Source organism: Methylophaga sp. F-2, from assembly GCF_056859315.1.
Genome location: NZ_JBSXOF010000019.1, coordinates 749,220 through 771,173, shown reverse-complemented (window position 1 = coordinate 771,173; position 21,954 = coordinate 749,220). Strand labels below are relative to the sequence as shown.

General features: G+C 43.7%; 22 protein-coding genes. 11 read left to right on the top strand and 11 right to left on the bottom strand.

Annotation, left to right across the window (positions count from 1 at the left end; translation table 11 throughout):
* Window positions 1-17: 17 nt before the first annotated feature.
* The 7 genes from AC13DA_RS12970 to folC are packed head-to-tail and all read left to right on the top strand — an operon-like array spanning window position 18 to window position 8,313.
* Window positions 18-2,630 (top strand): motility hub landmark protein FimV, encoded by a 2,613-nt coding sequence (locus AC13DA_RS12970; protein ID WP_284452050.1) that lies wholly within the window; start codon window positions 18-20, stop codon window positions 2,628-2,630.
* 16 nt (window positions 2,631-2,646) lie between these two features.
* The gene (truA, locus tag AC13DA_RS12965; RefSeq protein ID WP_284452049.1) at window positions 2,647-3,426 is read left to right on the top strand and encodes a tRNA pseudouridine(38-40) synthase TruA; all 780 of its coding nucleotides are present in this window, start codon (window positions 2,647-2,649) and stop codon (window positions 3,424-3,426) included.
* A gap of 35 nt (window positions 3,427-3,461) precedes the next feature.
* Window positions 3,462-4,076 (top strand): phosphoribosylanthranilate isomerase, encoded by a 615-nt coding sequence (locus AC13DA_RS12960; protein WP_284452048.1) that lies wholly within the window; start codon window positions 3,462-3,464, stop codon window positions 4,074-4,076.
* Window positions 4,069-5,289 carry a tryptophan synthase subunit beta gene (gene trpB, locus AC13DA_RS12955; RefSeq protein WP_284452047.1) on the top strand — a complete coding sequence of 407 codons (1,221 nt, stop codon included), beginning with the start codon at window positions 4,069-4,071 and terminating at the stop codon, window positions 5,287-5,289. The genes AC13DA_RS12960 and trpB overlap by 8 nt, the downstream gene beginning before the upstream one ends.
* A 10-nt stretch (window positions 5,290-5,299) precedes the next feature.
* The gene (gene trpA, locus AC13DA_RS12950; protein WP_284452046.1) at window positions 5,300-6,121 is read left to right on the top strand and encodes a tryptophan synthase subunit alpha; all 822 of its coding nucleotides are present in this window, start codon (window positions 5,300-5,302) and stop codon (window positions 6,119-6,121) included.
* A 19-nt stretch (window positions 6,122-6,140) separates the two neighbouring features.
* Window positions 6,141-6,998, top strand: a complete 858-nt coding sequence (gene accD, locus AC13DA_RS12945) for an acetyl-CoA carboxylase, carboxyltransferase subunit beta (protein WP_007145470.1) — start codon at window positions 6,141-6,143, stop codon at window positions 6,996-6,998.
* Between the two features lie 7 nt (window positions 6,999-7,005).
* Window positions 7,006-8,313: a bifunctional tetrahydrofolate synthase/dihydrofolate synthase gene (gene folC, locus AC13DA_RS12940; RefSeq protein ID WP_284452045.1), complete on the top strand. Its 1,308-nt coding sequence runs from the start codon at window positions 7,006-7,008 to the stop codon at window positions 8,311-8,313.
* Here the strand turns inward: folC and AC13DA_RS12935 are convergent, their stop codons facing one another.
* From AC13DA_RS12935 to trmB, 4 genes are all read right to left on the bottom strand, one after another.
* Complete coding sequence (locus AC13DA_RS12935) at window positions 8,314-10,119, bottom strand: AMP-dependent synthetase/ligase (protein ID WP_284452044.1); 1,806 nt, start codon at window positions 10,117-10,119, stop codon at window positions 8,314-8,316.
* The gene (locus tag AC13DA_RS12930; protein WP_482945982.1) at window positions 10,120-10,632 is read right to left on the bottom strand and encodes an OmpP1/FadL family transporter; all 513 of its coding nucleotides are present in this window, start codon (window positions 10,630-10,632) and stop codon (window positions 10,120-10,122) included. It abuts the gene before it with no gap.
* Window positions 10,598-11,350 carry an OmpP1/FadL family transporter gene (locus AC13DA_RS12925; protein WP_482945981.1) on the bottom strand — a complete coding sequence of 251 codons (753 nt, stop codon included), beginning with the start codon at window positions 11,348-11,350 and terminating at the stop codon, window positions 10,598-10,600. The genes AC13DA_RS12930 and AC13DA_RS12925 overlap by 35 nt, the downstream gene beginning before the upstream one ends.
* Window positions 11,351-11,434: 84 nt before the next feature.
* Window positions 11,435-12,124, bottom strand: a complete 690-nt coding sequence (gene trmB, locus AC13DA_RS12920; protein ID WP_007145466.1) for a tRNA (guanosine(46)-N7)-methyltransferase TrmB — start codon at window positions 12,122-12,124, stop codon at window positions 11,435-11,437.
* 341 nt (window positions 12,125-12,465) lie between these two features.
* On the opposite strand from trmB, the gene edd reads away from it, so the two are divergent.
* Complete coding sequence (edd, locus tag AC13DA_RS12915) at window positions 12,466-14,289, top strand: phosphogluconate dehydratase (protein WP_007145465.1); 1,824 nt, start codon at window positions 12,466-12,468, stop codon at window positions 14,287-14,289.
* A gap of 21 nt (window positions 14,290-14,310) precedes the next feature.
* Complete coding sequence (locus tag AC13DA_RS12910) at window positions 14,311-14,943, top strand: bifunctional 4-hydroxy-2-oxoglutarate aldolase/2-dehydro-3-deoxy-phosphogluconate aldolase (RefSeq protein ID WP_284452042.1); 633 nt, start codon at window positions 14,311-14,313, stop codon at window positions 14,941-14,943.
* Between the two features lie 54 nt (window positions 14,944-14,997).
* On the opposite strand, the gene AC13DA_RS12905 is transcribed toward AC13DA_RS12910, so the two are convergent.
* The 4 genes from AC13DA_RS12905 to AC13DA_RS12890 all read right to left on the bottom strand — a co-directional run bounded on the left by AC13DA_RS12905 (window position 14,998) and on the right by AC13DA_RS12890 (window position 17,756).
* Window positions 14,998-15,741: an HvfC family RiPP maturation protein gene (locus tag AC13DA_RS12905; RefSeq protein ID WP_284452041.1), complete on the bottom strand. Its 744-nt coding sequence runs from the start codon at window positions 15,739-15,741 to the stop codon at window positions 14,998-15,000.
* On the bottom strand, window positions 15,734-16,582 hold the full coding sequence (locus tag AC13DA_RS12900; protein ID WP_007145462.1) for an HvfB family MNIO-type RiPP peptide maturase: 849 nt from the start codon (window positions 16,580-16,582) through the stop codon (window positions 15,734-15,736). The genes AC13DA_RS12905 and AC13DA_RS12900 overlap by 8 nt, the downstream gene beginning before the upstream one ends.
* 62 nt (window positions 16,583-16,644) lie before the next feature.
* Window positions 16,645-17,397, bottom strand: coding sequence for a hypothetical protein (locus AC13DA_RS12895; RefSeq protein ID WP_284452040.1), 753 nt, complete (start codon window positions 17,395-17,397; stop codon window positions 16,645-16,647).
* A 17-nt stretch (window positions 17,398-17,414) separates the two neighbouring features.
* Complete coding sequence (locus tag AC13DA_RS12890) at window positions 17,415-17,756, bottom strand: rhodanese-like domain-containing protein (protein WP_273181825.1); 342 nt, start codon at window positions 17,754-17,756, stop codon at window positions 17,415-17,417.
* Between the two features lie 259 nt (window positions 17,757-18,015).
* Between AC13DA_RS12890 and AC13DA_RS12885 the strand changes: the two genes are divergently transcribed.
* Window positions 18,016-18,996, top strand: coding sequence for an ABC transporter permease (locus tag AC13DA_RS12885; protein WP_284452039.1), 981 nt, complete (start codon window positions 18,016-18,018; stop codon window positions 18,994-18,996).
* Window positions 18,989-19,810, top strand: a complete 822-nt coding sequence (locus tag AC13DA_RS12880) for a ferritin-like domain-containing protein (RefSeq protein ID WP_482945980.1) — start codon at window positions 18,989-18,991, stop codon at window positions 19,808-19,810. Before AC13DA_RS12885 ends, AC13DA_RS12880 begins: the two co-directional genes overlap by 8 nt.
* Here AC13DA_RS12880 and AC13DA_RS12875 read toward each other — a convergent pair whose 3' ends face one another.
* The 3 genes from AC13DA_RS12875 to AC13DA_RS12865 are packed head-to-tail and all read right to left on the bottom strand — an operon-like array spanning window position 19,811 to window position 21,939.
* Window positions 19,811-20,122, bottom strand: coding sequence for an RnfH family protein (locus AC13DA_RS12875; protein WP_007145457.1), 312 nt, complete (start codon window positions 20,120-20,122; stop codon window positions 19,811-19,813). It abuts the gene before it with no gap.
* Window positions 20,109-20,549, bottom strand: a complete 441-nt coding sequence (locus tag AC13DA_RS12870) for a type II toxin-antitoxin system RatA family toxin (RefSeq protein ID WP_007145456.1) — start codon at window positions 20,547-20,549, stop codon at window positions 20,109-20,111. Before AC13DA_RS12870 ends, AC13DA_RS12875 begins: the two co-directional genes overlap by 14 nt.
* A 22-nt stretch (window positions 20,550-20,571) precedes the next feature.
* Window positions 20,572-21,939: a sodium-dependent transporter gene (locus tag AC13DA_RS12865; protein WP_284452036.1), complete on the bottom strand. Its 1,368-nt coding sequence runs from the start codon at window positions 21,937-21,939 to the stop codon at window positions 20,572-20,574.
* Window positions 21,940-21,954: the final 15 nt, after the last annotated feature.

Below are 21,954 nucleotides of genomic sequence, written 5' to 3'. Positions count from 1 at the left end.
AAGTTAAGGGGATGAAAATGAAGAAACAGCTTTTTGCCAGTATCGCTGTCGCATCAACGATAGGTTTTTTCACCCCCTTAACTAGTTATGCTTTTGGTTTGGGCGAAATCAAAGTGATGTCAGCTTTGAATGAGCCATTCAAAGCAAGCATAGACATCAATGCTTTAGCTGCCGAAGAAAAAGAAAGTTTTGAAATCAGAATAGCGTCAAATGATGAATTTGATAAAGCGGGTCTGGATCGAAGCTATATTTTGACACAACTGAAATTTGATGTTGTTGAACAGCAAGGAAAATCGCGCGTTTTAATTAGTTCTGAACAACCGATTAAAGAACCTTTTCTGGATTTTTTGTTAACAGCTTCAGCGGGTGGTGGCCGACTTATCAGAGAATACACGGTTCTGCTTGATCCACCTGAAGTGTTGATGTCATCGACAGCGAAAACCCGCTCCACCCCGAAAGCTAACACCGTAACATCAACGAAAACTGAAAGTAGTCAATCAAATGCATTAGGGTTCAGTAGTCAGAAATACGGGCCCGTTGCCAAGGCAGATACTCTTTGGAACATTGCACTGACAACACGTCCCAATGCCTCTGTTTCAGTTCAGCAAATGATGTTGGCACTGGTTGAGGCTAATCCCGAAGCCTTTGTCGATAACAATATTAACGGACTGAAAGCGGGGTATACCCTCACTATTCCTGATCAAGCGGCCATATTGTCAAAATCTCAGGCTGAAGCTTATCAATTATTTAAAAGCCAGAATGCACAATGGCGTCAACGTAATAAAGCGCCAGTTAAGGCAGCGCCTGCCGTTCTGGAGCAGCCTCAAGCAGCATCGACTGAAGACGAGGTCGTTCAAGCGGATGCTGAAAATCCAGTAAAAGATAATTTGCAAGCGTCGTCTCCTGCAATTGAAAGTGACGCAGATAAAGAAGCACACTTGAAACTGGTTGCGCCTGAGCAAAGTGAAACCACACAAGATGACGCTTCACCTAACCTGGCTGGCAATGAAAAAATTAATGCGTTGACAGAGCAACTGACGCTGGCACAGGAAACGATAGAAGCACAAGCTCAAGAAAATATCGACTTCAAAGCACGAATGGATGCCATGGAAGAGCAGTTGGAAACCATGCGTCGCTTAATCTCGCTGAAGGATGCTGATCTCGCCCGATTGCAAGATTTATTAGAGGACAAAGATCAGTCTAATACCTCAGTTGAAGCAATGGATGATTTATCTGATACTGAAGTCGCAGCAGAGACAGAATCAGATGCCAGCAGTGTTGATAAGCCGGATTCTTCTTCAATCGAATCAGAAGAAGGAGACGCTGTACCAACAGAAACTGAAGAGACTATTAGTGAACTGCCTGCATCAGATGGCGTTGTACCTGACAACCTTGTTGATACTATCAAGGCTTTCCTAGTCGAATATAAATTACAGCTCGGTGGCGCGTTACTACTACTGCTGCTTGTACTGTTATTACTTGCCAGAAGAAAAAATAGTGATGACAGCTCATATACTGAAGTGACAGATTTTGATGCACCGAGCCCAACAGATGATGAGCAATACAGATCAGAAATTCAGGTTGATGAAGTGCCTGAAAATAACGACGTAGATGACCATCGTGATGATGAACCTCTCAGTCAGGAACAACTACCACAGAAAAGTGTGATGGAACTGGTTGAGCAAGCGGATATGTTTGTTGGCTATGCCGATTATGCACAAGCGAAAATTGCTCTGGAGCAAGCTAAAGCCAGAGAGCCAGCTAATACACTGGTAGCATATAAATTGTTGTTTATTTTATATAAACAAAAACAGGTTGATGATTTTATTTCACTTGCTGAAACGACAGATTTCGATGAAGAAAGTATTGAGTGGGATGAAATAAAACAATGGGGAGCGCAATTGGCTCCTGGTCATGCATTATTTACAGCTGAGGAGTCACAAGTAACAGAGGATATTCAGCCTGTTTCAGTCATTGAAGATACGGTTGACGTGGATGATGTTGATGATGAACGATTAGAATTTAGTCGCCACAATGACACTGATGAAGATTCGATTGTTGTTGAGCTCTCCGAAGACAATGATGATTCGATTGATACCGAGACCACCGAAGATAATGATGAAGCGCCATTGGAATTTGATACTGTAGTGCGGTACTCGTCTGATAATGCTGATGACGAACTATTGCTTTCCGATCCAGCGACCACATCAGACGTTCTACTCGAAGAAGATGATAAGTCTGAGGAAAATCATATTGATGATGATCTTTTATCATTTGATACGGGGACGACTTTCGGCACAGTTGAACAAGATGATGACGAGGATGAAAATGAAATTGAGCATGACTCTTTACTTCCTTTTGAACCGGGTGCATCGAGCTCACTAGATCCTGAGCGTATCGATATTGCACCATTCGATATCAATGGTAATGATGATGAACCTGATATCGAGTTTGATATCGGTGATATTGACGAAATTGATGAGGCTGAAACGAAACTGGATCTGGCTTCGGCTTATATCGAGATGGATGATGCTGATGGCGCGAGAAGTATTCTTAATGAAGTGTTAGCCGAAGGTAACGAAGAGCAAAGAGTACGTGCCCAAACGATCCTCGACTCATTATCAGAATAATTAGAGAGAGGACGTAGTGAGAATAGCACTCGGCATAGAATATGCCGGAACTGATTTTTGTGGCTGGCAAATTCAGTCGCATTCCAGAACCGTTCAGGGTGAGTTACAGAAAGCCGTTTCCATTGTGGCAAACCATCCTGTCGAAGTCTATGCCGCGGGGCGAACGGACACTGGTGTACATGGTTTAAATCAAGTTGTACATTTTGACACCGATTCAGTTCGTGAAAAGCGAGGCTGGCTTTTGGGGATTAACGCCAATCTACCCAAAGATGTTAATGTTACTTGGGTTCAGTTTGTTGATGATGATTTTAATGCCCGCTTTTCTGCAATTAAACGTAGTTATCGTTATTTAATTTTAAACCGTCTTAGCCGTTCCTCTATTCACCAAAACCGGATGTGGTGGCATTATCCGCCGCTAGATATCGGAAAAATGCAGGCGGCAGCTGACCAACTAATCGGTCGCCATGATTTTTCAGCATTCAGGGCGAGTGAATGCCAGGCAAAAAGTCCAATAAAGACACTGGATAAAATTCAGGTTAGCCAGCAGCAAGATTGTATTGCTATTGATGTCGAAGCACTGTCTTTTCTACATCACATGGTAAGAAATCTGGTTGGGGTCATGGCGGCTATTGGTGATGGCAGCAAGCCAGTCGACTGGGCAGGTCAAGTTCTACGTAGTGTTGATAGAAGTCAGGGAGGCATTACTGCTCCCGCAGAAGGCTTGTATCTGGTCGATGTGAGATATCCGCAACAATATTCAATACCTACGGTGTCAGCTTTTCCGGTGCTCTGGTAAAGTAACAGCTCTATTTGAGAGTAAAACCGAAACAGATGAGAACCCGAGTAAAAATATGTGGCATAACACGTCAGCAAGATGCTGATTTTGCTGCAGAATCAGGGGCGGATGCCATTGGCCTGGTGTTTTATCCCCCGAGTCCGCGAGCGATATCTTTTGCGCAGGCTAAGGTGATTACCGCTGATTTATCTCCTTTTGTTTCAAAAGTTGCGCTATTCGTTGACCCAGAAAAAGATCTGGTTTCACGCTGCCTTGACGATGTATCGGTTGATATAATTCAGTTTCATGGTAATGAGACACCTGAATTTTGTCAGCAATTCGATTTACCGTATCTGAAAGCAATCAGAATGAGAGAGGGTACAGATTTGTCTGAAATTGCAGCTCGCTACTCGTCAGCTTCAGCTTTACTGTTAGACACCTATCAGCCTGGGATACCAGGCGGTACTGGAAAAACCTTCGACTGGTCTTTGATCGGTCGTATAAACAAACCGATTATTTTAGCGGGTGGTCTTGATGTGACGAATGTCAGAGAGGCTATCCATCAAGTGCAACCTTATGCTGTTGACGTCAGTGGTGGCGTTGAGAGCGATAAGGGGATAAAAAGTCATGAGAAGATCAGCACTTTTATGAGAGAGGTGGCAAATGCTTAAAGAGCATATTCACGATTATTACAAATCATTTCCTGATGCGCGCGGACATTTCGGGCCCTATGGTGGTCGTTTCGTTGGCGAAACGCTGATGGGAGCTATTTATGAGTTACAAGATGCTTATGAACAGTATCGTAACGATCCTGATTTTTTGGCAGAAATGGACAGAGACCTGAGTACCTTTGTTGGTCGTCCATCACCTCTCTACCTGGCTGAAAACTGGACAAAGAAATTAGGCGGCGCCCAGATTTATTTGAAACGTGAAGACCTGAATCACACCGGTGCTCACAAAGTGAACAATACCATCGGCCAGGCTTTATTAGCCAAGCGAATGGGTAAAACCCGTATTATTGCTGAAACAGGTGCTGGACAGCATGGTGTTGCTACCGCCACAGTGGCAGCTAGGATGGGCTTGGAATGTATTGTCTACATGGGCGCTGAAGATGTTGAACGTCAGGCGCAGAACGTCTATAGAATGAAGTTATTAGGTGCACAAGTTGTGCCTGTTGAGTCAGGTTCACGTACACTCAAAGATGCCTTGAATGAAGCTTTGCGCGACTGGGTAACGAATGTTGATGATACGTTCTATATTATCGGGACTGTAGCTGGGCCTCATCCTTATCCGACGATGGTGAGAGATTTTCAATCTATCATCGGTCGTGAAGCAAAACAGCAAATGTTTGATATTAATGGCAAGCTGCCGGATGCACTGTTGGCGTGTATTGGTGGTGGTTCAAATGCTATCGGTTTGTTTCATCCATTTATTGAAGATGAATCTGTGGCTATGTATGGTGTTGAAGGTGCCGGACATGGCATTGAAACAGGCCAGCATTCAGCCCCACTAAGTGCGGGAAGACCTGGTGTATTGCATGGTAACCGTACTTATCTTATGCAAGATGATTATGGTGAGATTATTGAAACGCACTCTATTTCAGCAGGATTAGATTATCCTGGTGTGGGTCCTGAACATGCTTGGTTGAAAGATATTGGTCGGGCAAATTACGTATCAGTAACAGATGAAGAAGCGCTAACCGCATTTCATGATTTAACCCGTACGGAAGGAATTATTCCAGCACTTGAGTCGAGTCATGCGCTGGCCTATGTGAAAAAATTGGCACCGACAATGTCACCTGAACAAACATTGTTAGTCAATTTATCGGGCCGTGGTGACAAAGACATGCATACCGTTGCAGCAATGGCTGGATTAAAATTCTAAGGAAGTAACAATGAGTCGTATAAGTCAGTGTTTTAAAAAACTGAAAGCAGATGGACAGACAGCTCTGATTCCCTATGTCACAGCGGGTGATCCTGAGCCTTGGGTAACTGTGCCATTATTACACGCACTCGTCGATGCTGGTGCTGATATTATTGAACTGGGTATTCCTTTTTCGGATCCAATGAGCGATGGCCCGGTTATTCAAAAAGCCTGTGAACGGGCATTAAAGAATGACGTGAGTGTGAAGTCTGTCTTAGAGATGGTGAAGAAGTTTCGTGAGAAAAATTCTGAAACACCCATCGTGTTAATGGGCTACGCCAACCCAATAGAAGCCATTGGCTATCCCACCTTTGCCAAATTAGCCAAAGAAGCGGGTGTTGATGGTGTTTTAACCGTTGATGTACCGCCTGAAGAATCAGATGATTTCCGTCAGATCATGGATGAGCATGAAATCGATACGATTTACCTCGTTGCACCAACCACATCCAACGAACGTATGACGATGATTGCCAGTTATGCTCGAGGATTCATTTATTATGTTTCCATAAAAGGGGTAACAGGATCTGCTTCACTTGATGTTACGGAAGTAAACAACAAACTGGCATTATTGAGAGAAAGAACAGATTTACCGTTAGGTGTAGGCTTTGGTATTCGAGATGGTAAGTCGGCTGCAGCAGTGGCTGAAATAGCCGATGCGGTTGTTGTGGGAAGTACACTCGTGAAGTGTATTGAAGAACATGCCCAACGACTTGAAGAGTTACCTGCTGCGGTAGCTGGCTTAGTAGCCGAAATGCGACACGCTATTAATGCGCGTGATTTAGCAAAAGCATAAATATAACGAAGGTGACAAGATGAGCTGGTTTGAAAGATTACTTCCCTCAAAAATTCGCACGACAGTACGCAGCCGTTCAGTGCCCGAAGGTGTCTGGTGCAAGTGTCCAAGTTGTGACAATGTGCTTTATCGTGCTGAGCTTGAACGTAACCTGATGGTTTGTCCTAAGTGCGATCATCACCAACGCATCAATGCCAGAACACGCCTGGAGAGTTTTTTGGATGAGGGTGATCGTAAAGAAATTGCTACTGAAGTAAAGCCGGTCGATACCCTTAAATTCAAAGATAGTAAGCGCTATAAAGATCGTCTCACCCAAGCACAGCGTTCAACAGGTGAAAATGATGCTTTACTAGCAATGCAGGGTAGAGTGAATGGTCTGCCATTAGTTGCTGTGAGTTTTGATTTTAACTTTATGGCTGGTTCAATGGGATCTGTGGTGGGTGAAAAATTTGTTCGCGCTGCCAAAGTCGCTCTGAAAAATAATATTCCATTGGTCTGTTTTTCTGCCAGTGGTGGTGCGCGTATGCAGGAAGGCTTGTTATCTTTAATGCAAATGGCAAAAACCAGTGCGATCCTGACTCAGCTAAGTAATGCGGGTATCCCGTTTGTATCGGTGATGACTGATCCCACAATGGGTGGTGTTTCTGCAAGTTTAGCGATGCTGGGTGATATCAACGTCGCTGAGCCTAATGCTCTGATTGGTTTTGCTGGTCCACGTGTTATTGAGCAAACGGTTCGTGAAACTTTACCGGAAGGTTTTCAGCGTGCTGAGTTCCTGCTTGAACATGGTGCAATTGATATGATTATTGACCGTCGTCAAATGCGAGATAGATTATCTAATATTCTCAGCATGCTTCAGCATCGTGCTATAGCCTAGCCACTGTATGCGGTTCAGCACATTGCCACAATGGTTAGAGTGGCAAGAAAAGTTACACTTTACTGAAATTGATCCCGGTCTGGCACGTATTGGTCAGGTATGGGAAAAAATGCAAGGGCAGACACACCTACCATTTAAGGTGGTGACTATTGCTGGCACCAATGGTAAAGGTTCATCGGTGGCTATGACGAGTAGTATTCTCATGGCTGCTGGTTATCGCACAGGCACTTATACCTCACCGCATTTGCTTGCTTATAACGAACGCATAGCCATTAACGGTACTCCCTGTTCAGACGAGCAGATATGTGCCTCTTTTGCTCGAATCGATCAGGCTCGTGGTGACATTTCACTGACTTATTTTGAGTTTGCTACCTTAGCGGCCGCTGATATTTTTCGTCAGCAAGAAATTGATATTGCGGTATTGGAAGTTGGAATGGGCGGGCGTTTAGATGCTGTTAATCTATTCGACGCTGATGTTGCACTGATTACCCCGATTGGCTTAGACCATACTGCCTGGTTAGGTGACACACGCGAAAAAATTGCCTATGAAAAAGCGGGCATTATTCGAGCCCAAACGCCAGTTGTTTGTTCTGAGTCTGAACCACCTCATACCTTGATTGATTATGCAATCTCACTAGAAGCACCTATATACAAGGCTGGTATGGCTTATCGCTATTCACCGCTAACAGCAGATACATGGTCATGGCAGTCAACTGACAAAGAGGCAATGGTGCTTCCGTATCCAGCCTTAGTTGGTGATTATCAGCTTCAGAATGCCGCAGCCGTCATTCAGGTTTGTTATCTGTTACGCGAGCAAGGTATGCTGATTGATGATTCTGCCATTAGCGATGGACTGAAGAACGTTGTTCTGGCAGGACGTTTTCAAGAAATCAGACACGAAGACATCACCATAATTTTAGATGTTACCCATAATCAGCAGGGTGCAGAAAACCTTCAGCGCTTGTTATCAGAGCGAAATAGTACAGGTAACACCTATGCTGTTTTAGCCATGTTAAAAGACAAAGATTGTCAGGCGGTGACGCAGATTCTGCAAAAGGACATCGCTCATTGGTTCTTTGCAGGACTGGATGGTAGCCGTGGTATGGATGCTCAGTCTATAGCTGCTAAAACGATGCAAGATGCCGGGCAGGAAAACTTCAGCTGTCACACCACCGTAATTGAGGCTTATGAACAAGCCTTATTACATGTGCAAGCGGGTGACAGGGTTCTTGTGTTCGGTTCATTTCATACTGTCGAAGCGGTGATGAGAGTTTTACCTGAGTTCCAAAACAGACTCACAAGTACAGCTGAATAATCAGTCTTGATAAAACCCGGTAATGATGTGCTGATTTGATTCAATAATCTTGGCGCGTTTTATTTTCATTGTTGGAGTAAGCATGCCATTCTCGATCGTCCAAGGCGATAAACTCAGGTTAACCCGACGAATTTTGGCGTAGGCAGGAAAGTCGTGCAATAAACGTCTGAACTGTTGGATAACATGCTGCTGTAAGGATTTATCCTGCAGACTATGTTTATTCATCGCATCCAGCTTTAGCTTTTGCGCTAGCACAAGCCATTGTTCAGCATTCAACACAATCAGGGCAGACAGGAAGGGTTTACCTTCTCCTACAATCAAGGCTTGCTCAAACAGTTCATCGCTGGTGATCGCCATCTCCATATCGGCAGGCGAAACCTTTTCACCGTTACTCAAAACCAGAATATCTTTAATGCGTCCGGTAATGAAAATATGTCCACTGTCAGATATCTCAGCTTGATCACCAGTGTGAAGCCAACCATCAGAGTCGATGGCTTTTGCCGTGGCTTTATGATTATTCCAATAGCCCAGCATATTGCCAGGGCTCTGCACTAATAATTCTGAATTTTCGGCGATCTTTACTTTAACAGTGGGGATAGGGTGACCAACACTGTATGGTTGATTATCGCCAAGTGTATTCACACTAATAACCGGGCTTGTTTCAGTTAAACCATATCCTTGTAACAGATTGATGCCCATGCCAATAAATATCTCGGCAACATGGTGTGGAATAGCTGCTCCTCCCGTAACGGCGACTCTCAGTTGCCCACCAAATAATGCCTGTACGTTCTTTGCCACTAATTTATCCAATACAGGCATAAGAAGGAAAATAGGTGACCAATGACGGCGTTGTTGATTGTAGAGGAAATATGACCAACCGATTTTATGTGTCAGCAGGAATAAAAAACGTTTATACCAAGGCTGTGATGACACATTTGTATGTAATCGTTGATAAATACGTTCGAATATTCGAGGCACAGCAATTAAGGCTGAGGGTTGTAGTTGTTGAATATCATTTGCTAATTGAGGAATGCCTCTGGAGAAAGCGACTTTCGATCCTGTCATCATTGGCAAATAATAGCCTGCGGTTCGTTCTAGGGTATGAGACAAAGGTAGGAAGGAGAGAAATAAGTCATTAGATTGAATTTTAAAATGTTTAAGTGAGGCACTGGCCACCGATAGAATATTATGGTGACTTAGCATGACTCCCTTGGGTTTCCCCGTCGTGCCAGACGTATAAATGATAGTTGCAAGCTGATCTGTCTCTGTTTGCCAGTCAAGCAGCGGATAGATGATGTCTTTTTTTAACCACTCATCCAAATACATTGCAGGTGCATCAAGCATTAACTTGTCAGCACTTTTAATAATGACACGTTTAAGCTGATGATCCTCTGAAAGAGAAGGCTTTAGACGATTCCACTGATGGTGGTTTTGTAACAGCAAAAATCTGACATCAGCATCCTGCAATATAAAAGCAAGACTGTCAGGCCGATCATCGGGGTAGAGCGGTACGGTGATCAGTCCCAGACTTAACGCCGCTTGATCAAAAAATACCCATTCAGGACAATTTTTCAGGTTTAAGGCGACACGATCACCAGGAGATAAACCTTCAGCTTTTAAAGCCTGTTGCCAGTATGCTATCTGCTGAGCAGCATCTGACCAACTTATCGTTTGCCACTGTTGAGTTTGTTCACAGTAATTAATATAGGCCGGTGAGTCAGGCGTTTTATTGAGTCTTTCCCTGAATAAGCCATATAAGGTCTGAGCGGCACTGGCTGAAATGTAATCTGTCATATCTTTGGACATTTACATTAACCAACGAAGTTGAACTCCCAACAAGTCAACACTGACATCGTAATCACCATTAAGACTATTGGTTCCGTCAGATTCTTTTATTGAAGGATTATTGGCAAATAAATGTGCATAACCAGCATCAATAATCAGATTGTCGGAATAGTTATATGTGGCACCGATAGCAATCCATTTTCTGTCGATATCAGGTATTCTGGCTGTTCTTCGCTTTATACCTGGCACAGCTGTTTCGTCATAAGCAATCCCAGATCGGAATTGCCATTTATCGTTATAACGGTAATTTACCCCCAAGCCATAACGCATACTGTTTTCCCAGTCTTCTGGTTTTGTACTGGTGAAAGTACCCCCATCAGATTCAATGGCGAGCTCCTGGAAACGGCTCCATCTTGTCATAGTGGCGTCAGCCAGAACCGACCATTTCGAATTAATCTGATGATGAATAGCCAATGAAATAGTCTCAGGTAAATCCACATCACCATGTATTCTCATCGGCCAGAACACTGCCATTGACGGCTGTTAGAGTGCCATCACCTTTGAGTGTGTGTGAAATTTTGGAACGATAAGCCAAGGCCAATCGGGTATCTGGCGTAGCTTGATACATCATTCCCAGGTTGTAGCCATAGCCCCAGTCATCGGCTTCCAGTTTCACTTTGCCGTCAGATGTACCTAGATTTGTCATTTGAACTAATGTCAGATCGATATATTCAGCACTAACACCAAAGCCAATAGATAATTTATCTGTTGGCTTGTAAGCAATGCTGGGATTGAAGTTAATGGTTTTAAGATCAGATTTGACTGCAAAATATCGACCTACCCATTTTTCATTATATTCAGTCACCAGACCAAAAGGGGCGGTAATCCCAAACCCTATAACCACTTTGTCATTTAGAGGTTTAGCGTAATAAAAGTTGGGTACCACAGCATTTTTTGCAGCATCGCCGCCTTCGCCGCCATTCGAGGGTGATGATGTACCATCATTATTAAACTCTGAGTTTGGCGCTATGTAGTTAATTGCCAAATCCATTTCTGCCTGTTTTAAATACATCAAACCCGCTGGGTTGAAATAAATGGTACTGGCATCTTCTGCAGATGCAGCACTCCCTGCAAAGGCTCTACCGAGTCCCGTCACACTTTGCTCAATAATCGCAAAGCCTGCACCAAAGCTGGCACTGCTCATTGTGCCGAGTAATAAAAAAGTCGGAGCCTTGAGGATATTTAATTTCATAGTCAATCACTTGCAGCGGTTTTTTGAACAAGAAGATAAAGTATCCTAAGCGCTTAAGGCGTGCAAGCTTTTCTCAATCACAGATTAGACTCTTTTAAATACTAAATCCCAAACGCCATGACCGAGCCTATGTCCACGCTGTTCGAATTTTGTCAGCGGGCGATAACTTGGGCGTTCGATATAGGTATTGTCAGGACTGGTATTCTGAAAGCGAGCATTGGAAGAAACGTCGGCGAGCATTTGCTCAGCATAATCCTGCCAATCTGTAGCTAAATGAAGATGTCCGCCATGCGTTAGTTTATCAGCCAGCACATTGACGAATTCAGGTTGAATGATGCGTCGTTTGTTATGGCGTTTTTTATGCCATGGATCAGGAAAGTAGATTTGAACACGTGCCAGAACCTGGTTTTTAATGCGATGCTTAATAAGCTGTACGGCATCTGTGCATGCCACTCTGACATTCGTCAGTTGTTCGTCATCAATGGCTTTAAGAAGCTGGCCTACACCTGGACGATGTACTTCGATGCCAATATAGTCTTGGTCAGGCTGATTTTTTGCCATTTCAATCAGCGATGCACCATTACCAAAGCCAATTTCTATAATTTTTGGTGCTTCGCGACCAAACAATGCGTTGAGATCAGACAAATCTGTATCATCATCGATACCAAAGACGGGCCAGTGATTGTCCAGAGCACGTTGTTGACCAGGCGTCAGTCTGCCTTCACGGCGAACAAAACTGCGGATTTGGCGCAGGGTTTTTGTTTCAGTTGTCATAGATCGTATCGGTAAAAATTTAAAGGCCGTTATGATACCTGAAGCGCTAATGGATAACACGGCAAGCAAAATTTTTTATATTCAGACAATCTTATTGAAACGACAATGTGATGCATATCACAACCAATGTTTACGCCTGATTACGTTGTATGGATGTTGAAAAACAATAAAAAGACCTCTTTTTTATCGAGCGTTGACGGTGTAAGTTTTTGATAACAGCGTGCTAAAAATGACTATTAGCGTTATAATATTTGGTCTTTACGTAGAATCTTAAGGGTACTCCGAGCCCCGCCATTATCTTTGCATATAATCAGGCAAAGCATTTAAGAGAGAAGGAAAGTATGGTTCATCCAGTTTTAGAAGCCGTCACCAATGACGTAATCGAGAGAAGCAAAAAAACACGGGAAATCTATCTCGGCCGTATTGATGAGGCGATGCAAAAAGGCCCACATCGTGCTGTATTGGGCTGCGGCAATTTAGCTCATGGATTTGCTGCCTGTTCCATGTCAGAAAAAGCGGACTTGGCAGGAGATAAAAAAGCCAATATCGCGATTATTTCTTCATACAACGACATGTTATCGGCGCACGAGCCGTTTAAAGATTTCCCTGCAATCATCAAGAAAGCTGCAACCGAAGCCGGTGGTGTCGCTCAGTTTGCTGGTGGTGTTCCTGCCATGTGTGATGGTATTACGCAAGGCCAGCCAGGTATGGAACTGTCGCTTTTCAGCCGTGACGTCATTGCAATGGCAACCGCCATTGGCCTCAGCCACAATATGTTCGATGCCGCTATGTATCTGGGCGTTTGTGACAAAATTGTTCCGGGTTTATTGATTGGTGCATTGAGTTTTGGTCACTTACCGGCTGTTTTCGTACCGGCAGGACCTATGCCGAGCGGTTTGCCTAACAAAGAGAAAGTCCGTATTCGTCAGCTCTACGCTGAAGGTAAAGTCGGTCGTGAAGAGTTATTAAAAGCAGAGTCTGAGTCTTATCATAGCCCTGGTACATGTACTTTCTACGGTACAGCAAACAGTAACCAAATGATGGTTGAAATGATGGGCTTACACCTCCCTGGTAGCTCCTTCATTAATCCAAACACACCGCTGCGTGATGCGTTAACAAAACGTGCGACTGAACAAGCACTCAAATTTACCGCGTTAGGCGATGACTATCGTCCAATCGGTCATATGATCGATGAGAAAGCGATTTTGAATGCCCTGGTGGGTCTATTAGCCACAGGTGGTTCAACTAACCACACTATTCATCTGATTGCGATTGCCCGTGCGGCAGGTATTATCATTAACTGGGATGACTTTGACCGTCTGTCAAAAATTATTCCATTAGTGACACGTATTTATCCTAATGGTACAGCTGATGTGAACCACTTCCAGGCTGCCGGTGGTATGGGTGTGTTAATTCGTGAACTATCTAAAAATGGCTTAATGCATACTGACATCATTACTATCGGTGATGAAAAAGGTATGGAACAGTACACCAAAGAGCCAACTCTAAAAGATGGCACACTGACATGGGAAGAAGGCCCTGAAGGTTCTCTTGATACTGATGTTATCGGTAGTGTGGCAGCACCATTTGCAACAAGCGGTGGCTTACATCTGATCAAAGGTAATCTTGGCCGTGGTATGTCTAAGATTTCAGCGGTTGATCCGAAACATCAAGTGGTTGAAGCACCGGCGATGGTCTTTGATCACCAGGATGATGTTGTTGAAGCCTTCAAACGTGGCGAAATGAACAAAGACGTGATTGTTGTTCTGCGCTTCCAAGGACCAAAATCAAATGGTATGCCTGAGTTGCACAAACTGACACCACCATTGGGCGTATTACAGGATAAAGGCTTTAAAGTAGCGCTTGTTACTGACGGCCGTATGTCTGGTGCCTCTGGTAAAGTGCCTTCAGCTATCCATCTCTGTCCGGAATGTGCAGATGGCAGCATCCTGACCAAAGTTCGCGATGGCGATATGATTCGTCTTGATACACAGCGTGGCGAATTAAATGTGTTAGTTGATGAAGAAGAACTGAACTCACGTATGGCTTGTGTTCTGGCTAATACTGAACATCACTATGGCATGGGCCGTGAACTGTTTGATAGCTTCCGCCAAGGTGTTTCATCAGCTGAAACGGGTGCCATTAACATGTTTAATGTCGAATAATTATTTGGAATAAATTAATCAATGTCTAAAACAATTCAAGAGATCATGAAAGTATCACCGATTGTACCGGTGATGGTTATCAATAACGTTGAACATGCTGTGCCTTTAGCTAAAGCGTTGGTTAAAGGTGGTTTAAAAGTTCTGGAAATTACACTGAGAACAGATGCAGCACTTGAATCTATTCGCCGTATTAAAGCTGAAGTTCCAGATGCTATCGTCGGTGCTGGTACTATCATCAATATTGAAACATTAAATGCGGCAATTGACGCTGGCGCCGAGTTTATCGTCAGCCCTGGCACCACGGAAAAATTGATTGATGCGGCATTAGAAACCGGTGTGCCTTTATTACCGGGTGTTGCTGATCCAAGTCAGGCGATGGCTTTACTGGAAAAAGGTATTACAGCAATGAAGTTCTTCCCTGCTGAAGCAGCGGGTGGTGTGCCAATGCTGAAATCAATCGGTGCGCCGATTCCACAAATTACCTTCTGCCCAACTGGCGGTGTCAACCAGAAAAATGTGAAGGACTATTACAGTCTGTCTAATGTCGGTTGTGTCGGTGGTTCATGGATGTGTGCTGCAGATTTAGTCGATGCTGAAAATTGGGATGAAATTACCCGTCTTTCTGCTGAAGCGATTGAATTAGCGACTGCTTAAACGTTATTCGCATCTAGAATAAAAAGGCCGGGATATTCCCGGCCTTTTTTATGCCTATCTTAACAGCAAAATGCCTTTTGCTAACCAATCCGTTATTAAATCTCTGGCTCCATTTGTTATCAATTGACGGTCAAGTTGCGGCATCACTTCTGCTATAGAATCTATAACGGAATCGACATCCTCACCCGCCGTGATGCGTTCGAACAAATGTGCACTCAAGCCATTGAGCTCAATAAACTTCACTTCATCAGCTTGATTACGGTATACCAACAGAAAATGGGGTGTTTCAGAAGCCGATGTTGGTTGAAAGTCATGACTGATTTGATGTACTGGGAAATCAAAACTTAATAACCAGGCAAGTGGAGAACCTTGATAAGACATTGCCAGCAAATTGGTATGTTCATCAATTTCACTTTGTTGCCATTCTTCCTCAGCGATACTCAATGCCAATTCAACCCACTCATAATGAGCAAGTTCATGTAAAAAAGGCATAGCCTTATCAACATCATTTTGCTGGTGTAAATAATTAATAAATTCTTTTGACACATCAACAAAGCGGGGGGATTGGCAAAAATGATCTTTCATGAACGATCTGACCAGATTTAACCAGTCATTTTGAGTCATCAGTTGCCGTATAACAGGAAAAGCAGTCGATAAGGTATTGTTGATATTATTAAAAAATAAGTCGCGGTAAATCGCCATTCGGCGGCTTTCCAGTTGATCTGGAATAGCCTGATGCTCCGGATCACGGATATAGGCGGCGAACTGATATTGTGTTTGCTGAAAATGATTAGCCATGAGCTGCATGCATGTTTTGTGGCTGCTGTTGATATTGTCTGATAACAGCCATTTCATCTAATAAATGAGATAGAGAAGGGATATTAAAATCACGCTCAAGCAGCGTTGGGATAACACCATGTGTTTGATAGGTGTGACTAAGTAGTAGCCAGACAGGATCAATAATATCGGCACCGTGAGTGTCGACAATCAAATCTTCTGCTTCATTGTAATGCCCGGCTATGTGCAGATAAGCAATACGACCCGTCGGCATCGAGTTGATAAACGTCTGAGCATCATAGCCATGATTAATGCTGTTCACATAGACATTGTTCACATCCAACAACAGGTCACAGTCGGCTTCTTCTAATATCTGACGCGTAAAATCAATTTCAGTGATTTCCTGGCCGGGAGCGGCGTAGTATGAAACGTTTTCTATGATGAGCTTCCGTTCGAGAATGTCCTGCACCTGTTTAATGCGATCTGCGACATAACGAACAGATTCGTCAGTGAATGGAATCGGCATTAAATCATAGAGATGTCCTTCATCACTACAAAAGCTTAAATGTTCGCTATAGCTGACGATTTGATGCTTATCAAAAAATTGCTTTAACTGTTTTAGAAAGTTGATATCCAGTGGCGCCGGACTGCCGATAGACAATGATAAGCCATGACATAACATGGGAAAGCGTTCGCATGCGGCCGTGAATTGCTTGGCATACTTACCACCCATTCCCATCCAGTTCTCTGGAGCCACCTCCATGAAATCGATATCATGATTGGCCGACTTTAACAGCTCATCGATAAATTGTCGGCGAAGTCCAAGGCCTGTTCCTGTGACCGGACATGATGGAAGCGCCATATTATTCTCCTGCAGAATGTTGTCTTAACAAAGACGATCTCATGCTGCGATTGTTACAACCTTTAGTCTAAATTAATCTCAAACATCGTTCTGTCCACCCCGACATTACCTGTCTTGGTATCAATGACATAGAGAATCGCTTTGTAATGGCCACTCTCTTTCAATTGGGTTTTTGCAGAGAAGATACCAATCGGTCCGGTAAAACTAAGTGGGATTTCATTAATTTTTTTCTCATCCTGCATCAAGATAGCTTTTGCCTCGTAGTTTTTAGGATCCCACAAACCATTTTTCTTAATTGGACAGCCGCATAATAATGACGCATCCAGATAAAACTCTACTACACCACCTTGTAAAACCTGGGTCCAGCCATCGGCAATAAACCCTGGCATTTTTATACTAATGCCGTCACCGAGCAGATCTTTGCCAGGAATTATCCAGGTCGTGATGCTTGCCTCTTGCAGGGACTGACGATAGGCATAGGGCCCAAGCACAGTGATTTTAATCAAACGTGGTGTATCAATATCGACTGTCGCCAGATAACCCGCCGTGTTTCTATCGCTTAATACATCACCGCGATGAATGGGATTTTTGATCAAACGATCAGTATCGCCTGTGCCACCATTAATCCAACCTTCATCAAGTAACTGATCTGTTTCCGCATCTTTCACTATCACCCGAACACCGCCCACACTGGTGCCGATATACTTGGCATCATTAGCCATTGCTCTAATCATAATTTGCGTTGTCTCTGCATACGAAAGTGAAGGTATGAGAGTAGATGCGAGCAGTAGTAGCGTGTATTTACAGAGGTTCATTGGTATATTCCTGTAATTTAAATCTGCTGCCAGGCGTCATAACCACCGGCAATCGAGTAAACCTGTTGATAGCCCATTAGCTGCAATGTCTGAGCTGCTAGAGCAGCGCGACCACCAGTTTTACAATAGACAATAACAGGGTCTTCGACATTAGCGAGTGACGGGTGAGATGCGAGTGAAAACTCCAACATCCCTCTGGGAATATGAATGGCACCAGAGATATGGCCTGCATCAAATTCCGCGGGTTCTCTGACATCTATCACGGTAGCATCATCAAGCATTGATGCAGCCTGATCACAACTGATTTCATTAATTTCACTCTTAGCCTTTTTGACTAAATCCATTGCTGTTAAGCTCATCGTGACCTCGTTAGCTGTTTATGATGATCGTCGCTACACGATAACAAAATTTGTGTATTAGTAAATGCTAATTTTGAAAAGCGTTTAAAACCGCATTCAGATAAGCATTTGAAACGCTGAGTAACAAAATGCTTTAAAGTGAACCTGCAAAGATGTAATAGCTCTTTCTCAATGAGTGTCTTAGCGTCATAATGTCGAACAGACAAAGTGATGACTTACGATAAAGTCGTGCTAACGAATGAAACAGCCTGGTTAATCTATGTTTGCTTATATTGTCAGAAGGATTCTTTATGCATTCCCCATCTTGATTGGGGTTAATGCGCTGACCTTTGCTTTATTTTTTATGGTTAATACGCCGGATGATATGGCGCGTATGCACTTAGGGAATAAACATGTCACACAAGAAGCCGTCGACGTCTGGAAAGAAGAAAGAGGCTATGACAAAGCCTTGCTCTGGAATAGTGAAGAGCAAGGCTTAAACAAGCTCACACACACTATTTTCTTTGATAAATCCTTAACTTTGTTTGCCTTTGAATTTGGTCAGGCAGACGATGGTCGCGATATTGGTGAAGATATACAAACACGCATGTGGCCGAGCCTAGCGATAGCGGTTCCGATTTTTATTATTGGCATACTAGCCAATATTACCTTTGCCATGTTGATGGTATTTTTTAGAGCGAGTTATCTCGATCTTAGTGGCGTTATTCTGTGCGTTATCCTGATGTCTATTTCGGGTCTGTTTTATATTATCGGCGGTCAGTTTCTAGTGGGTAAAATCATGCAACTGGTCCCGCTGTCCGGCTACGCACAAGGACTGGATGCCTTTAAGTTTATTATTCTGCCTGTTTTTATCGGCATCGTTTCTGGTATCGGATCTGGCTCACGTTGGTATCGCACCTTATTTTTGGAAGAAGTCTCAAAAGACTATGTGCGCACAGCCCGGGCGAAAGGTTTATCAGAAGTCAGAGTGTTGTTTAAGCATGTGTTAAAGAATGCGATGATCCCTATACTGACCGGAGCAGTGGTTGTCTTACCTACCTTATTCATGGGCAGCCTGATCCTTGAATCTTTTTTTGGTATTCCCGGCTTAGGTAGCTACACTATTGATGCTATTCAAGCTCAAGACTTTGCGATTGTCCGGGCTATGGTATTTCTGGGCTCAGTTTTATACATTGTTGGTCTTGTCATGACTGATATTTCATACACCTTAGTCGATCCACGAGTCAGATTAGATGGTTGATAATATTGATGTCCGTCAACAGGCTTTAAGCTGCTTGTTGATGAATGACCCGTGGCAAAAAGCACACGAAACCCGAGCACTCTACGAGCAGATCATTAAAGAAGGATTTCATCTCAATCGTGAACAGCTAGATGTACCGACCGTGCCTGGCAGACCAGACAAGCCGGACTTAGTGCCACCAAAAGCCTTACCCAGACGACGTAATAACCAGCAAACTGGCCATGCCACACTGATTCATGCTATCTGCCATATTGAGTTTAATGCGATTAATCTGGCATTGGACGCGACAGCACGGTTTGTTGAGATGCCTGAGGCTTTTTATCAGGACTGGATGCAGGTCGCTTATGAAGAGGCGCATCATTTTCTGTTATTGGATGAGCATTTACAAACCATGGGGTTTCACTACGGTGACTTTCCTGCTCATGATGGGATGTGGGAAATGGCGCAAAAGACACATCATGATCCCTTAACAAGAATGGCGTTGGTGCCTAGAGTGTTGGAGGCGAGGGGACTGGATGTTACACCGTCGATGATGAATAAGTTGAAAAACTCAGGTGATATCAAAGCCTTTGATATTCTGACGTTGATTCTGCAAGAAGAAATAGGCCATGTGACGATCGGCACCCGTTGGTTTAACTATCTTTGTGAACAGCGCGGCGTTGATCCTTTTGAGACATTTAAAACCTTACTGAATACCTATTTTAACGGGGAAATTCGCGGGCCATTCCATACTGAAGCCAGGTTGGATGCCGGGTTTACCGAGCAGGAAATGGATTTACTGGAATCTCAGGCGGTGTATAAAAAAAGAGGCTGATTAATCAGCCTCTGCTTTTTTCTTTTTCTCCATCTCAGCTTTTTGGCGACGTGATTCTTTAGGATCAGCAATCAGCGGACGGTAGATTTCAATACGGTCTTTATTATTAAGCTCAGCATTGAGTTTGCACATTTTGCCAAAGATACCGACCTTATCGGTTTTTAAGTCAATTTGAGGAAAACGTTCGAGAATACCGGACCGTTTAATCGCATCTTCAACCAGACAATCTTTGGGTACTTCAAGAGGAATAATAACTTGTTCATTAGGTAGGGCATAAGCTACCTCAATATGGATTAAATCAGCGTTTTCCATAGATTTCCTGTGCGCGTTTACAAAATGCTTCCACTAATGAACCTGATATTTGAGTAAAGACAGGGCCCAGTGCCAAGTCTAATAAACGAGTTGAAAACTCGAAGTCCATATCCAGTTGAACACGACAACCCTGATTGTCACCAATCGGTTTGAATTGCCAGTGGCCTTCAAGATGGCGAAAGGGGCCATCAATTAATTCGATGCGTATGGCATTGCCATGGTCGAGGACATTTCGAGTAGAAAATTCATGATGAATACCGCCTTTGGCTATATCCAGAGAGGCGCAGATAACATCTTCATTTTTACTGATAATTCTGCTGTCGCGACACCAAGGCAAAAACCGTGGATAGGCTTCAACATCATTAACCAAATCAAACATTTGATCAGGTGTGTACATGACCAGAGAGCTTCGTGTGATGGTAGTCATTGAAATCCGGTTACGTCATTAATTAATTCAGAAGACCGATAAGATTGGCAAAAACAATCAAAATTGCAATCGGTGTAATAAAACGTACAAGTACTCGCCAAGTCGAATACAACAATCCATTGCCTAATCCCAGCTCATCCATAGAGCTATTTCGCTTCATTACCCAGCCTGCAAACAAGGCTATCAGTAATCCGCCCAAAGGCAACATAATATTCGCTGTGAGGTAGTCAAGCAACTCAAACATCGTTAATCCGAATAATCGCCATTCCCGACCAAGGTTAAATGAGAAAATCGTCAACAAGCCTAGCAACCAGATGATGACACCTGAATACACACTCGCTCTTAGCCGAGTCATGTTTTTATTCTCAACCAGCCAGACCACAATGGGCTCTACCAGAGAAATACCCGAACTCCAGGCAGCGAATAATAATAAGATGAAAAAGATACCGCCAAAGAACTGCCCCCAAGGCATATGACCAAAGGCAATCGGCAGAGTGTCAAAAATCAAACCTGGCCCCGCCGTAGGCTCAAGCCCATTAGCAAATACCAGAGGGAAAATTGCCAAGCCAGCCAGCAAGGCAACCGTAGTATCCATAATAGAAATGGTCAGCGATACTTTAAAGATGGACGCTTTTTTAGGTAAGTAAGAGCCATACACCATAATCGCGCCCATACCTAAACTTAAGGTGAAAAAGGCATGGCCCATCGCAGTGAGCACGCCAGTATGCGTTAATTTAGAAAAATCGATGGCAAATAAAAACTGCACACTCTGATCAAAATATTGCCCAGTATTGTAACCATAGCCAACCAACATCAATATGATGATAAACAGGGCGGGCATAATAATTCGCACAGACTTTTCTAAACCATGCTGGACACCGCGTACCACAATCCCAACCGTCATCAGCATAAAGATCGTATGCCAGGCTAATAAACGTTCCGGATCATTGACCAGGGCTTTATGGATACTAATTGCGCCATCAGCGGTGACCCCTTCAAATACACCAGAAAAAGCGCGCGGAATATACGCCATAGCCTGGCCGGCAATTACACTATAGTAGGAAAGAATCAAAAACCCCGTCAGCACACCCATGCCACCAAGCCATTGCCAATTTGTACTTCGGCCTTCTTCTTCAGCAATCGACTTCAAACTATTGATGGGATTTTGTCGGCCTCGACGACCGATAAGAATTTCAGCCATCATCAGCGGAACGCCGATAATGGCAATACACAGCAGATAAATTAGAACAAAGGCACCACCACCATTTTCACCCGTGATGTATGGGAATTTCCAGATGTTTCCCAGGCCAACAGCCGATCCTGTTGCTGCAAGAATAAATGCCCAGCGAGATGTCCACTCGCCATGAATCGACTTTGTAGGTCTAGCCATTCGGTCGCCTCAAAA